This is a genomic window from Paenibacillus sp. PastM-3, from assembly GCF_029893965.1.
GTDB lineage: Bacteria > Bacillota > Bacilli > Paenibacillales > Paenibacillaceae > Paenibacillus_AQ.
The window spans coordinates 1-13,561 of record NZ_JARXXP010000031.1; the positions used below are offsets into that span (position 1 = coordinate 1).

Genomic DNA, 13,561 nt, shown 5'->3' on the forward strand with positions numbered 1-13,561 from the left:
GCATCGTATTCATGGCACATTGGGTTACCTAACGCCTGTTCAGTATCGTCAAGAAGCCCTTAAAAAAGTTGTCTGATTTACTGTTGACAATCCAATTAGGGATTCACTCGCATGACAAGGCCCTGAGGGCTTGCCCGAAAGAGGGCCGGTCTTCCGCCGAACAATTCTTTTGTCCGCGTTGCTGCCAAATCAGCCAAGCTTCCGGGTGTCCAGAGGGCCGGGGCCCTTTGGGGCCCTCCCTGTCAGGGAGGGTTTGGGAGGGTAAGAAAGAAAAAGTTTATCCAGCTTTAATCATTCTTCCTTAAAATAAAACTTAAAATAAAGGGGATAACAGGGGAAGCCCCGTCACAAATGCAAAAAAATACCTCCCGCATAAACGGGAGGCCAAGGAGATATAAAAAGGTTAGAATTAACAATTTGATTAGTTCTTATTATAACCGATTTGATTTAATTTGTCACAGGGGTAGGAATAGCAGAAATGCATTCGTGACAAACGATTTTTCCCTTGAAATAAGTAACATTCTCGGCGTTGCCACAGAAAATGCAGGCAGGCTCGTACTTTTTCAGCATGATCCGCTCACCGTCCACGTAAATTTCGAGCGCATCTTTTTCTCCAATGCCCAGAGTACGGCGCAATTCGATCGGAATAACAACCCGTCCAAGCTCGTCTACTTTTCTTACAATCCCTGTTGATTTCATCATTGCAATCTTGCTCCTCTCAAAGTTCAAAAACGTCATTATTCGACATTGTTCACCGTTTTATGATATTTATAATACCAACCATTCCCAAAACAGTCAACCTTTTTTGAGGCGAATTTTAAGGAATTTTTAAAAGAAAGCTTTCGCAACCCCTGCAGTTATCCGGGTTTTCCCGAAAAGTGCATGAAAATGAGTTGTCGATTTGCGGACATACAAAATACCATTATTCGACAAACTATGACATTATTCATTATTATAGACGTAATACCAATGAAATACTAATAAAATTATGGTGAAGGAGTTGATCCTGTGAATCAGCTGCTGTCAGAGGAGAAGGTTTTTAAGGACCCGGTCCATAATTATGTCCATGTACAGGAAACCATTATTTGGCGTTTGATTAATACCAGGGAGTTTCAGCGCCTGCGGCGTATCCGCCAGCTCGGCACCTCCTACCTCACGTTCCACGGAGCAGAGCACAGCCGGTTCTCCCATTCGCTGGGGGTGTATGAAATTACACGGCGGATCATTTCCCAGTTTGAACGGAGCGGTTATAAGGACTGGATGCCGGAAGAGAGCCTCTTGACCCTGTGCGCAGCACTGCTGCATGATCTGGGACACGGCCCTTTCTCCCATTCCATAGAGGAAGCCTTCGAAATGAATCATGAGGACTGGACTTGCCGGATTATTCTGGAGGACACGGAGATTACAGCTATTCTAAAGGATGTTGCTGAAGATTTTCCCCAGAAAGTGGCCTCGGTTATCTCCAAAACCTATGAGCATGAAATTGTGGTCAACCTGGTATCAGGGCCGCTCGATGCCGACCGGATGGACTATCTGCTTCGCGATGCATACTATACCGGAGTTAACTACGGAACCATTGATATTGACCGCATTCTCCGGATGCTGCGCCCTTATCATGGCAGGGTAGTCGTTAAAGAATCAGGCATGCACGCCATAGAGGATTATCTGATGTCCCGTTACCAGATGTACTGGCAGGTGTATTTCCACCCGGTAACCCGCAGCTCGGAGATTATACTCCGCCAGATTTTCCGCAGGGCGAAGGAGCTTTTTCAGAACGGATATGCCTTCGGGTTCATGATTGAACCTTTAAAGGACCTGTTCAGGGGCGAGGTGACTGTAGAGCAGTATCTTCTGCTGGATGAAGCCATGATTCAGACAGCCTTTATGCAATGGACACTGGAACAGGATGAGCTGCTGAGCGACTTGTGCTGCCGTTTTATACACCGTAAACTGTATAAATATGTAGAGATAGAGAATCTCGATTCCGAGACCATTGGCGAAATCCGCCGCAGCTTTGCCGGTGCCGGACTAAATGCTGAATATGACCTGGAAATCGATTTTCCGACAGATCTCCCCTATGATGTATTCCGTCCGGGCGATGCTTTTGACAGCAAGCAGATTCTGCTGCTTGACCGCCATGACAAACTGCGGGAAATTTCCGAGGTCTCTGATATTGTACGCTCGATCAGCGGGATTCACCGCGGCAGATATCATCTGTATTTCCCGCAGGACAAGCTGCACAAGGCGCTTCCGCTGCTGCCTTCCTCAATCGCAGAGATTTTTGAAAAATAATACAAAAAAAGTTGGCATTCATCATAGAAATGAAGACAGAAAGGAAGCTGTATAATGCGACTATTTGACACACACACCCATCTCGATGCTCCGCAATTCGACGAAGACCGCGAGGAAGTGATCTCCCGGGCAAGGGAAGCAGGAGTAACGAAGATGATTAATATCGGCTTTAACCGTGAGACGATCCCGACCACCATGAAGCTGGCCGAGACCTATGATTATATTTATGCAGCCGTCGGATGGCATCCCGTAGATGCGATCGACATGAAGGAGGGGGATCTCGAGTGGATTGCTTCGCTGTGCAGTCATCCCAAAGTGGTGGCCATCGGGGAAATCGGTCTGGATTATTACTGGGATACTTCGCCGAAAGAGGTACAGCATGAGGTGCTGCGCAAGCAGATCGGGCTGGCCCGTGAGCTGAACATGCCAATCTGTATTCATAACCGTGATGCTCATGAGGATGTAGTGCGGATTTTGCGGGAAGAGAAGGCGAATGAGGTGGGCGGTGTTATGCATTCCTTCTCCGGCAGCTGGGAAACGGCAAAAATGTGCCTCGATCTGGGCTTTCATCTGGGCTTCGGCGGACCAGTCACCTTCAAGAATGCCAGGGTGCCCAAAGAGGTGCTGGCGAAGACACCGCTGGACCGTCTGCTGATCGAAACAGACTCCCCTTATCTGACTCCGCACCCCTTCAGAGGCAAGCGGAATGAGAGCAGTTATGTAAAATTAGTTGCAGAAGCTGCGGCGGAAATAAAAGGGATTGATTTACAGGAATTAGCGGAAATTACGTATACGAACGCACTGGTACGATTTGGTATTGTCTGAAATCAGGAGTAAAAGCGGTGAAAAAAGAAGTATAACCGATATATTAAATCTTTTTAAACTCTAAATGGGCGAATATTACAATATTTTAATCATTTTTTTGCGTAAACGTGGTTGAACCGTCCTTTACAACATGCATCAAAACAGGATATCATCTTTTCAGTGCAGTGAGCTGTTGTTACTGTGACAGTCACTGATTCATGGATCGTCTCGCTGAGTCTCCGTATGGAGAACGGGGGAACCAATAATGCACTGCCGCATGGGCGTACATAGAGTACAACACAAGAAGTGCCGCAGACTTTATTTGATTTCTTCACGTGGTCTTTGGGGTGAATTTGAGGGCAACCGCCGTGAGCGGGTGACCTGAGATAGGGCGTCTCTCTTATGCCCGAACCCGACAGCTAACCCCGTAAGCGCAAGTAAGAGAGGAAACCTCGTGCATACACATTCCCGCGTATTCTAACACCCGGAGAAGCCACGAAAGAGTCCTCTATAAGAACTCTTTTGGGCTTTTTTTGTTATGAATAATGCGGCTGTCCCCAGCATACTGTTATATAACAGGTTCTGGGAGTCCTTATGCCGGGCAGGCGATCCATGAGCAGGAAACGCTTAAGCTATGCGGGCGTATCCTGTTGCAATCTCAAACTTAGTTTCGTCAGATATGATTCAGTCAACTTTGATATACTATTTGGACGACGGGGCTATGTAAGGAGGATGGAGAGAATGGGCGTATTCCAACCAGAAGTATCCCATGATTCGCAATCATCCAGCAGGTCATTCGCATTACGGCTCAAGCAGGTGAATCCTCGCGTACTTTCACTTGCAGGTGCGGTATCCATTGTTATCGCGCTGTTAATTCTGCTGTACGTACACGGCCAAGGCAATAAAGTAATTAACTTAGTAATAGACGGAGAAGTGCTGACGCTCGAAACGCGTGAGGCGCTGCTCAGCGACGTGCTAGCCAAAGAGCAGATTACGCTTACGCCGCATGACGTAGTATCCATAGGTCTTAGCGATGAAATACAGGACGGAGACCGTGTTACCATTACCCGTGCTCAGAAGCTTACGCTTACTGCAGACGGCGCAACCAAGACGCTGTATACCACCGAGGCTTCACTCGGGGATGCCATTGCTAAGCTGGGCTACAGCCTGGATGGCGACGACAAGATTTTCCCTTCGCTAGACACCGCAGTTACACCTGACATGAAAGTCAAGATTGTCCGTATTACCAAGCAAACGGTACAGCAGACGGTAAGTTTGCCTTTCAAAGTCATCAAAACCGCAGATCCTTCCCTGTATAAGGGAGATGTAAGAGTTGCACAGGCAGGCAAGCCGGGCGCCATCATCCAGCATTACCAGAAGATTTATCAGGATGGTGAGCTGGTCTCGAAGACCTTGATCGGCAAGGAAGTGCAGACCGTTACCAAAGACAAGATTATTGCCGTTGGTACCAAGAAGCTTCCCACACCTGTTGTTGCTGCAGCAACCCCAACCAAAACAACAACTACCTCCAGTTCTGCTAAAAAAGTAGCGGCAGCAACCAACGTCGTGCACAAGGCAGGCGTAGATTTCCAGTATAAAAAAATGATCAAAAATGTGTCGATGACAGCTTATTCTTCTGAAGAGCCGGGCATCGGAACAAAGACGGCTTCCGGAACACGCGTAACTGAAGGCCGTACTATTGCTGTTGATCCGGATGTAATACCTATCGGCTGGTGGGTGTACATTGAGGGATTGGGTTTCCGCCGTGCAGAGGATACAGGCGGTGCCATTAAAGGCAACAAGATCGATGTTTACTACGATTCACTAAGCCATGCCCGTAATTTCGGACGGAAGTCACGGACGGTATACGTAATTGGACCAGTGAAGCCGGAACTAAATTAAGGCGGCAGTTTTTGCAAATTAGCGGTTTATACGATATAGTGAGGGTAGCACTTTATGAACGGGCTAGCTCATCACTTATACATTCTTTAGCCAAAAAGAAGGGGAGCGAATCCTCTTCTTTTTGTGTTGTAAGGGAAGGAGCACATCACGATGATCAAAGAATTAATTGTAGTGGAAGGCAAAAGTGATACGGTCGCCGTCAAGCGGGCGGTGGAGGCCGATACAATAGAGACGGGCGGTTCCGCCGTTGACCGCAAGGTGATTGCCAAAATTGCGCTGGCTATGGAACGCAGAGGAGTCATCATCCTAACCGATCCCGACCATGCCGGTGAGCGCATACGCAAGATTGTCTCGTCCAAGGTGCCAGGCTGCAAGCATGCCTTTATTCCGGAGAAGGATGCAACCCGCAAAGGCGATATTGGAGTGGAAAATGCCTCGCCTGAGGCGATCCGCCATGCGCTGGCCAATGTGCACACCTCCTTTGAGGGAGCACCTGCGCTAATCGGGCTGGACGAGCTTATGTCTGCAGGGATGCTGGTACACCCCAGAGCGGCAGAGCGGAGAATGGCGCTTGGCAATGTACTTGGCATCGGCTACTGTAACGGCAAGCAGCTGTATAAACGGCTTGCGATGTTTGGGATTACCCGGGAGGAGTTTCAGGCGGCACTCACGCAAATTGATCAGGGAGGCATCACCATATGAGCGGACATGACCATATTTCGTCCCCTACACGGACGAAGGAAATTATTCAGCGGTACGGATTCTCGTTTAAAAAAAGCCTGGGCCAGAACTTTCTGATTGATCAGAACATTCTGGATAAAATTGTCGATGCAGCCGGACTCACCGCCTCTTCAGGAGCCCTGGAGATCGGGCCTGGCATCGGGGCGCTTACGGAGCGGCTTGCGCTGGAGGCGGGCGCCGTCACGGCGGTGGAAATTGACCGCAGGCTGATCCCGATCCTCCGCGACGTGCTGGCGGCTTACCCGCATGTCAAAGTACGCAATGACGACGTATTAAAGGTGAATCTGCAGGAGCTGTTCGCTGAGGATTTTGCCGCGGTAGATAAGGTAAGTGTTGTAGCCAATCTGCCTTACTATGTGACCACACCTATCCTCATGAAGCTGCTGGAAGAGAAGCTGCCGCTTGATAATATTGTTGTAATGATCCAGAAGGAGGTTGCCGAACGTATGGCGGCTTCTCCGGGCGGCAAGGAATACGGCAGCCTCAGCATAGCAGTCCAATACTACAGCGAGCCTGAGCTGGTCTGCATTGTGCCGCGCACGGTATTTATTCCGCAGCCGAATGTGGAATCCGCCGTCATCCGTCTGAAGGTGCGGGAACAGCCGCCGGTTGAAGTGGAGGATGAGAAGCACTTTTTTGAGGTGGTGCAGGCTGCATTCACGCAGCGGCGCAAGACGATTGCCAATAACCTGAAGGCCCGCTTCTTCCCCGGCGAAGGGCGTGAACGCCTTGAGGCGCTGCTGGCTGAAGCCGGCATTGAGCCTGTGCGCCGCGGGGAGACGCTGAGCATCGCTGAATATGCACGGCTGAGCGCGGTATTGCTGACTGCCGGCGTTAAATAGCACAATAAACCGATAAAGTCTCATACACGAAAATAAGCCGGTTTATGAACCAACCGGGGCCTTTGCCCATACGATGGGGGTAGAGGTGGTGTTGTGATGAATTTAGGAGATTTGGTCGTTCGTAAATCATATGGCGGAGATGTGACCTTCCGGGTAGAAAATATAGTCCAGAATGCAGCCGTCATCAAAGGCACGGAATTTCGCCTGCTTGCGGATTCCCCCTTGGATGACCTGATTCAGGTGCCGCCCACCCGTATCACAGAACGCGGCCAGCAGGCTCAGATCAAAGCTACCGAGTCTTTGACCAAGCTGCGGAGGGACCGCCAGGAGCAGAGCAAGCGCAGCGGGGAGAGCGCTGTTGCCGGCTGGCCCCAGGCGCCCAAGGAAACGGCTTATTTTGAGGTACCGGGCAAGGTGCTGCACCTGGACGGGGATCAGCTTTATCTGCGGAAAAGCCTGAGCCTCTACGAACAGCTGCGGATTCCTGCTGAAGGGCATCATGTGCATGAATCCAAAATGGCAGAGACGCTCTACCGGCTGCTGCCGCGCGTCCATCCGGATATTGTGGTCATCACTGGCCATGACGGCGTGCTGAAGCAGCCCCATACTTATGACCTATACAGCCTGGCCAGCTACAAGAATTCACAGAACTTTGTGGCGGCAATTCAGGCTGCGCGTGAGTATGAACGTAACTTTGACGCCCTGACAATCGTGGCCGGGGCATGCCAGTCCCACTTTGAGGCACTTCTCGGGTCGGGGGCCAACTTTGCCAGTTCCCCGGGAAGAATACTGATCCACGCCCTGGATCCAGTGTATATTGCAGCCAAGGCTGCCTTCACCTCGGTCCGTGAGACAGTGAACCTGGGGGATGTGCTGGGCCATACGATTAGCGGAAGCAAGGGGATTGGCGGCATAGAGACCAGGGGAAGCTTCCGGATCGGTATGCCGCTGCTGCAGAACCTGTCCACACTGAAGGTAACACCTTCTGCCATTTAGTACTTCGGAGAATGACCGGGACATAAGAGGGGAAGGATAGTCATTAGGGCTATCCTTCTTCTCTTTTTATGTGTTTGGGGCAAACCAATACATGCGTATCTAAAAATAAGATTGCCGCTAACAATAGAGCTATTACAGCAATCTACTCTCTCAAAAAAATTCCGTTGACAACTATTTTAGCATCATCTATAATTAATTATTTGGTTTGACAATGTTTGTGAAAAGTTGTATAATGGGACAAGGAAAGAGGTGGTCGTCAGGCAATGGCTAATAACGCGCTGTTGGAAATTAAACGCAGTCTCGAAGCTCATGTCGGTCATAAGATTACGTTGCGGGCTAATGGTGGCCGCCGTAAGACCGTTGAACGCACCGGTGTCCTGGAAGAAACGTACCCTTCTGTTTTTATTGTCAAACTGGATCAGGAGCAGCAAACCTTTAAGCGTGTCTCCTATAGCTATGCCGATATCCTCACTGAATCAGTGGAAATCACTGTTTATGAAGATGACGGGCAAATGCAGGTTGTGTATATTAAGGCTTAACGCTTTACAGAACAGTCCCTATAAGGGGCTGTTTTTGTTTGGACATTATGTCCTGCCGGAGGCAAGTACGGTTATCAGGGAATGGGCAGCGTCCTGCAGCAGCATACTATAGGGGCAATATGCTTCTTATCCACTACTGTAAGGGAGGACTTTTACCGATGAGCCGCAGAAGACGGGGTATGATGTCAGAAGAACTGAAGACGGAGCTGGCCAAGGAGCTTGGCTTTTACGAAACGGTGGAAAAGGACGGCTGGGGCGGAATCCGGGCCAAGGACGCCGGCAATATGGTGAAGCGGGCTATCCAGCTTGCGGAGCAGGCTGCCCGTAAGTCGGATATATAATCTGCGGTCTTTTTAAGCAGATCCGTAAAAGGGGGAGCTGCCTGAACGGCAGGGCCCTCTTTTTGGCTTGCCGCAACAGGCTTTACTTTTGATCATGGACTTCATAACAAGTTTCTCATATAATATGTTAAGTTGTTTTTACGGGAAAAGCTGAGGGTGGGTGAACGCCTTGAAAATGTATGAAAAAGCGCCGGCTAAAATTAATTTGATGCTGGATGTGCTTCGCAAGCGTGCTGACGGGTTTCATGAGGTTGAAATGATTATGACAATGGTCGATCTGGCGGATCGTCTGGAGCTGTCTGAGCTGAAGCGTGACTCCATTATCATCTCTAGCCAGGCCGGATATATACCGCTTGATGAGAAGAACCTGGCCTTTCAGGCAGCGAGGCTTATTAAAGACCGCTACAATGTGAAGAGCGGAGTACATATTCATCTGGATAAAAGGATTCCGGTCGCTGCCGGCCTTGCCGGCGGCAGCAGTGATGCCGCGGCTACGCTGCGCGGCCTGAACCGGCTCTGGCGCCTGAATATCCCCGCAGAGGAGCTGCAGGAGCTTGGCGCCGAGCTTGGCTCGGACGTCCCGTTCTGTGTCACTGGCGGTACGGCTCTGGCCACAGGCCGGGGGGAGAAGCTGACGCCGATCCCCAATCCGCCGCAGTGCTGGGTTATCCTGGCGAAGCCTCCGATCAATGTCTCTACAGCCGAGGTATATGGCCGTGTGCGGGCCAATCAGATTGCCGTGCATCCATCGGCTTCACGGATGCAGGAGGCTATCGAAGCAGGGGATTTTGGAGCAGTCTGTGCACGGCTGGGCAATGTTCTGGAGGATGTGACCCTGAAGCTGCATCCTGAGGTTCAGCAGCTCAAGGAAGCCATGGTGAAGCTGGGGGCTGACGGAGTACTGATGTCCGGGAGCGGGCCGACGGTATTCGGCCTGGTCTCTAAGCAATCCAAGGTGGCTAGAATCTATAACGGGCTGCGCGGCTTCTGCAAGGAAGTATATGCTGTGCGCTCGCTGACTTAACCTTAGGAGAAACGGAACCTTTTCCCGAAAAGGGCGGCAGGTCCGTTTTTTCTTGTGTAATTCCGTACAAAAATGATATTATTTTTAATAATATTCGGTTTTGGCGAGGAGTATTCCGTGAAAAAACTTAAAAGAAGCCAACGTTTGGTTGATATGACCCAATTTTTGCTAGAGAAACCGCATGATCTGCTGCCATTATCCACCTTTGCGGACCGGTACGGTGCGGCGAAGTCATCCATCAGTGAGGACTTGGCTATTATAAAAGAGGTATTTGAAGGTGAAGGTATGGGCGAGCTGCAGACGCTGGCCGGTGCAGCCGGCGGTGTACGCTATATTCCGCGCATGCCGACAGATATGGCGCTGGCATTTGTTAAGCGCCTGTGCGGGGAGCTTGAGCAGAGTGACCGGATTCTTCCCGGCGGCTATCTGTATATGTCCGACCTGCTGGGTCTCCCTTCCGTAATGGAGCAGGCGGGCAAAATCATTGCCACCGCCTTTTACGGCGTAGAGATTGATGTGGTAATGACTGTAGAGACCAAGGGGATTCCGCTTGCTTATGCTACAGCCGCCCAGCTTGGTCTGCCTGTAGTGCTCGTCCGCCGTGACCATCAGGTGACAGAAGGCTCGGCTGTAAGCATCAACTATGTGTCCGGCTCCCATAAGAGCATCCATACGATGTCCCTGTCAAGACGGGCCCTGCGCGAGAAATCACGGGTGCTGATTGTGGATGACTTCATGAAGGCAGGCGGTACGGTACGCGGTATGGTGGATCTGCTCGGCGAATTCAACGCCCAGGTTGCCGGTGTCGGCGTGCTTGTTGAGTCAGGTGCGGTAGAGACGGAAGAACGGCTGCTGCATGATTATGTGTCGCTGGTGAAGCTGACCGAGGTAGACTCCAGGGAGCGGAGAATTTCCGCGCATCCCGGCAACTATTTTTCCTCTTAGGAGGGGAAGAATTAACAGCTTAGAAAAGTGCAGTATAGTGTCGAAAACATGAGGAATCATTAGAAAAGAGCACGAAATGTGTCGAAAACGCTAATTCCGCAAAAATAATCTTCTGTAGTAGTCATTTTTTGGAATCAAAAAGAAGGAATTCGCTTTGCTGTGTGGAATTATACACCAAGTCTCTGATGGAAAAAGGTGGTGAACACACACATGCAAATTACGGATGTCAGACTCCGCCGCGTCAACTCTGAGGGGAGAATGAAGGCAATCGCATCCATTACCATCGATAACGAGTTTGTTGTTCATGACATTCGCGTCATCGACGGTAATAACGGGATGTTCGTTGCAATGCCCAGCAAGCGTACACCGGACGGTGAATTCCGCGATATCGCACACCCGATTTCTTCGGGAACACGCGAAAAGATTCAATCTGCGGTTCTGGCCGAGTACGATCGCGCCGCTACGGAAGAAGAGGAAGTTATTGAAGAGGGAGCTTAGGAGCTAAGCGCGCTTTCTCTGAAGAACGCCTGCCCGTAAGGGGTGGCGTAAGGTCAGGCCGTTTTCAATTGGGGTTCGAAGAAAAGGGAACCATGGCAGCATGGTTCTCTTTTCTTTTTGCCCGGAATGAGATATATTCAGTAGTGAGCTCAAGAAGTAGGAGGTTGGCATTCTTGAAAAGAATGGCTGTTGTACTTGCTGCAGGTCAAGGCAAGCGCATGAAATCTAAATTATACAAAGTACTGCATCCCGTCTGCGGCAAGCCGATGGTAGGGCATGTGCTTGATACCGTAAAGGCGACCGGATGTGAACGCAATATTGTAGTAGTCGGACATGGAGCAGACGCAGTGAAGGCTTATCTGGGCCAGAATGCTGAATATGTGCTTCAGGAAACCCAGCTCGGGACCGGGCATGCTGTGAAGCAGGCCAAGGAACTTCTCGGCGGTGAAGAAGGCACGACGATAGTCATTTGCGGAGACACCCCGCTTATCACGCCTGAAACGCTGGAAGGATTAATGGCGCTGCATGAAGGACAGAAGGCGGCAGCATCTATTCTGACTGCTGTAATGGACCAGCCGGCCGGTTATGGACGGATTATCCGCGGAGAAGACGGCGGTGTGCTGAAGATTGTTGAGCAGAAGGACTGCTCGGCGGAAGAGGCGGCTGTGAAGGAAATTAATACAGGCACTTACTGCTTTGATAATGCTAAGCTGTTCGCCGCGCTGGAACAGGTGACGAACAACAATAATCAGCAGGAATATTATTTAACCGATTGTATCGGCATACTCCGGGCACAGGGTGATATCGTTCTGGGATATCAGGCTCATGATGCTGCGGAGTCTATTGGCGTTAACGACCGGCTCGCACTGTCCGAAGTAGAGGGACATATGCGCCAGCGGATCAACAAGACACATATGCTTAACGGGGTAACGATCATTGATCCGGCCTCGACTTATATCGGAGCTGATGTTGTCATTGGTGCGGATACCATTCTGCACCCCTCGACTCTGCTCAAAGGCAAGACTGTAATCGGGGAGGGCTGTGTGATCGGACCGTCCAGCGATATTGAGGATTCCGAGATCATGGACGGCGCTTCTGTGAAGCATTCCGTGCTGAGCCAGGCTACCGTCGGGGCACGGGCATCTGTCGGTCCTTTCGCTTATCTGCGACCGGGCGCGGTGCTTGGTGAAGAAGTGAAGATCGGCGATTTTGTAGAGGTCAAGAATGCCACAATCGGCGACGGCTCCAAAGTATCGCATTTAAGCTATATCGGGGATGCGTCTGTCGGCAAGAACGTCAATGTCGGATGCGGTGCAATTACCGTTAACTACGACGGGTATAATAAAGCAAAGACCACCATTGAGGATGATGCCTTTATCGGCAGCAACGTCAATCTGATTGCTCCGGTAACCGTGGGCAAAGGGGCTTTTGTTGTAGCAGGTTCCACGATTACACGCTCTGTTTCGGAGAATGATCTGGCTGTGGCCAGAGTAAGGCAGGAGAATAAGCCGGGGTATGCGGATAAGATCCGCGCCCGCGCCAAAGCCAAAAAAGAACAATCCTAGTCCATCGTAAAGGCCAAAGCCAAAGCGCCGGACAGAGCACAAGGGTTGTCCGGCGCTGCTTGGAAGTTAAATTCCGTCACGGAGGGTTTATATTTTATGACTTATTGCGATTCCAAATTAAAGATCTTTACTTGTAACTCCAATCCAAAGCTGGCCAGTCAGATTGCCGACTATATCGGCATTCCGATGGGGGAGTCACACACTACAAGCTTCAGTGACGGAGAGATCCAGGTTAAGCTTTCGGAAAGTGTCCGGGGCTGCCATGTCTACATTGTCCAGTCCACGTGCGGCCCGGTCAATGATAACCTGATGGAACTGCTCGTTATGGTGGATGCGCTCAAACGCGCTTCGGCCAAGAGCATCAACGTAGTTATTCCGTACTACGGCTATGCACGTCAGGACCGCAAAGCACGTTCCCGTGATCCGATTACGGCCAAGCTGGTAGCCAACCTGATCGAGAAGGCAGGCGCGCACCGTGTCATTACCATGGACCTTCATGCTATGCAGATTCAAGGCTTCTTCGATATCCCGGTCGACCATCTGCTGGGCGTTCCGATTCTGGCCCAGTATTTCCGCTCCAAACAGATTGAGAATCCGGTTGTCGTATCACCGGACCACGGCGGCGTAGTGCGGGCAAGAAAGCTTGCTGATTTCCTCAACGCCCCGCTGGCGATCATTGACAAGCGCCGTCCGGAGCCGAATGTCAGTGAAGTTATGAACATTATCGGTAACATTGAAGGCAAGACGGCGATTCTGATCGATGATATCATCGATACAGCCGGTACAATCGTACTGGGAGCCAATGCACTGATGGAAGGCGGCGTGAAGGAAGTATACGCCTGCTGTACCCACCCTGTATTGTCCGGTCCGGCGCATGAACGCCTGGAGAATTCACCGATCAAGGAAATTATCGTAACGGATACCATTCCGATTCGCAGTGCCAATCCGACTTCCAAGCTGAAGGTATTGTCTGTGGCTCCGCTGATGGGTGAAGCGATTATCCGCGTTCACGAGGAATTGTCAATCAGCAAACTGTTCGAGATCGAGTAGGACAAGCCGGTGTGCCGGCTGA

At 50.6% G+C, this 13,561-nt stretch carries 14 protein-coding genes and 1 riboswitch; of the genes, 13 read left to right on the top strand and 1 reads right to left on the bottom strand.

Annotation, left to right across the window (positions count from 1 at the left end):
- Positions 1 to 447 precede the first annotated feature (447 nt).
- Complete coding sequence (locus tag M2108_RS27030; RefSeq protein ID WP_019914502.1) at positions 448 to 702, bottom strand: AbrB/MazE/SpoVT family DNA-binding domain-containing protein; 255 nt, start codon at positions 700 to 702, stop codon at positions 448 to 450.
- A 306-nt stretch (positions 703 to 1,008) separates the two neighbouring features.
- Between M2108_RS27030 and M2108_RS27035 the strand changes: the two genes are divergently transcribed.
- The 13 genes from M2108_RS27035 to M2108_RS27095 all read left to right on the top strand — a co-directional run bounded on the left by M2108_RS27035 (position 1,009) and on the right by M2108_RS27095 (position 13,539).
- Positions 1,009 to 2,292 (top strand): HD domain-containing protein, encoded by a 1,284-nt coding sequence (locus tag M2108_RS27035; protein WP_277472554.1) that lies wholly within the window; start codon positions 1,009 to 1,011, stop codon positions 2,290 to 2,292.
- A gap of 54 nt (positions 2,293 to 2,346) precedes the next feature.
- Positions 2,347 to 3,117 (top strand): TatD family hydrolase, encoded by a 771-nt coding sequence (locus M2108_RS27040; protein ID WP_277472553.1) that lies wholly within the window; start codon positions 2,347 to 2,349, stop codon positions 3,115 to 3,117.
- 198 nt (positions 3,118 to 3,315) lie between these two features.
- Positions 3,316 to 3,545, top strand: a riboswitch (cyclic di-AMP (ydaO/yuaA leader).
- Between the two features lie 292 nt (positions 3,546 to 3,837).
- Positions 3,838 to 4,998, top strand: a complete 1,161-nt coding sequence (locus M2108_RS27045) for a 3D domain-containing protein (protein ID WP_277472552.1) — start codon at positions 3,838 to 3,840, stop codon at positions 4,996 to 4,998.
- Positions 4,999 to 5,148: 150 nt separating this feature from the next.
- Positions 5,149 to 5,700, top strand: coding sequence for a ribonuclease M5 (rnmV, locus tag M2108_RS27050; RefSeq protein WP_277472551.1), 552 nt, complete (start codon positions 5,149 to 5,151; stop codon positions 5,698 to 5,700).
- Positions 5,697 to 6,581 carry a 16S rRNA (adenine(1518)-N(6)/adenine(1519)-N(6))-dimethyltransferase RsmA gene (rsmA, locus tag M2108_RS27055; RefSeq protein ID WP_277472550.1) on the top strand — a complete coding sequence of 295 codons (885 nt, stop codon included), beginning with the start codon at positions 5,697 to 5,699 and terminating at the stop codon, positions 6,579 to 6,581. The genes rnmV and rsmA overlap by 4 nt, the downstream gene beginning before the upstream one ends.
- A 96-nt stretch (positions 6,582 to 6,677) precedes the next feature.
- Positions 6,678 to 7,577, top strand: coding sequence for a sporulation peptidase YabG (gene yabG / locus M2108_RS27060; protein WP_277472549.1), 900 nt, complete (start codon positions 6,678 to 6,680; stop codon positions 7,575 to 7,577).
- A gap of 263 nt (positions 7,578 to 7,840) precedes the next feature.
- Positions 7,841 to 8,116 (top strand): biofilm formation stimulator Veg, encoded by a 276-nt coding sequence (gene veg, locus M2108_RS27065; protein ID WP_068728903.1) that lies wholly within the window; start codon positions 7,841 to 7,843, stop codon positions 8,114 to 8,116.
- Positions 8,117 to 8,274: 158 nt separating this feature from the next.
- Positions 8,275 to 8,457: a small, acid-soluble spore protein, alpha/beta type gene (locus M2108_RS27070; RefSeq protein ID WP_068728905.1), complete on the top strand. Its 183-nt coding sequence runs from the start codon at positions 8,275 to 8,277 to the stop codon at positions 8,455 to 8,457.
- 169 nt (positions 8,458 to 8,626) lie between these two features.
- Complete coding sequence (gene ispE / locus M2108_RS27075; RefSeq protein ID WP_221803655.1) at positions 8,627 to 9,481, top strand: 4-(cytidine 5'-diphospho)-2-C-methyl-D-erythritol kinase; 855 nt, start codon at positions 8,627 to 8,629, stop codon at positions 9,479 to 9,481.
- Positions 9,482 to 9,598: 117 nt separating this feature from the next.
- Positions 9,599 to 10,426 (top strand): pur operon repressor, encoded by an 828-nt coding sequence (gene purR, locus M2108_RS27080; protein WP_277472548.1) that lies wholly within the window; start codon positions 9,599 to 9,601, stop codon positions 10,424 to 10,426.
- Between the two features lie 210 nt (positions 10,427 to 10,636).
- On the top strand, positions 10,637 to 10,924 hold the full coding sequence (gene spoVG / locus M2108_RS27085) for a septation regulator SpoVG (protein WP_020425826.1): 288 nt from the start codon (positions 10,637 to 10,639) through the stop codon (positions 10,922 to 10,924).
- Positions 10,925 to 11,097: 173 nt separating this feature from the next.
- A complete protein-coding gene (glmU, locus tag M2108_RS27090; protein WP_277472547.1) occupies positions 11,098 to 12,489 on the top strand; it encodes a bifunctional UDP-N-acetylglucosamine diphosphorylase/glucosamine-1-phosphate N-acetyltransferase GlmU in 1,392 nt (463 codons plus the stop codon).
- Positions 12,490 to 12,585: 96 nt separating this feature from the next.
- Positions 12,586 to 13,539 (top strand): ribose-phosphate diphosphokinase, encoded by a 954-nt coding sequence (locus tag M2108_RS27095; protein WP_036678796.1) that lies wholly within the window; start codon positions 12,586 to 12,588, stop codon positions 13,537 to 13,539.
- Positions 13,540 to 13,561 lie beyond the last annotated feature (22 nt).

Excerpts from the sequence above, each read along its gene's own strand:
- M2108_RS27030 (WP_019914502.1), bottom strand. The coding sequence starts at position 702 with ATGATGAAATCAACAGGGATTGTAAGAAAAGTAGACGAGCTTGGACGG.
- M2108_RS27045 (WP_277472552.1), top strand. The coding sequence starts at position 3,838 with ATGGGCGTATTCCAACCAGAAGTATCCCATGATTCGCAATCATCCAGC.
- rsmA (WP_277472550.1), top strand. The coding sequence starts at position 5,697 with ATGAGCGGACATGACCATATTTCGTCCCCTACACGGACGAAGGAAATT.
- M2108_RS27040 (WP_277472553.1), top strand. The coding sequence starts at position 2,347 with ATGCGACTATTTGACACACACACCCATCTCGATGCTCCGCAATTCGAC.
- spoVG (WP_020425826.1), top strand. The coding sequence starts at position 10,637 with ATGCAAATTACGGATGTCAGACTCCGCCGCGTCAACTCTGAGGGGAGA.
- rnmV (WP_277472551.1), top strand. The coding sequence starts at position 5,149 with ATGATCAAAGAATTAATTGTAGTGGAAGGCAAAAGTGATACGGTCGCC.
- M2108_RS27095 (WP_036678796.1), top strand. The coding sequence starts at position 12,586 with ATGACTTATTGCGATTCCAAATTAAAGATCTTTACTTGTAACTCCAAT.
- M2108_RS27070 (WP_068728905.1), top strand. The coding sequence starts at position 8,275 with ATGAGCCGCAGAAGACGGGGTATGATGTCAGAAGAACTGAAGACGGAG.
- veg (WP_068728903.1), top strand. The coding sequence starts at position 7,841 with ATGGCTAATAACGCGCTGTTGGAAATTAAACGCAGTCTCGAAGCTCAT.
- yabG (WP_277472549.1), top strand. The coding sequence starts at position 6,678 with ATGAATTTAGGAGATTTGGTCGTTCGTAAATCATATGGCGGAGATGTG.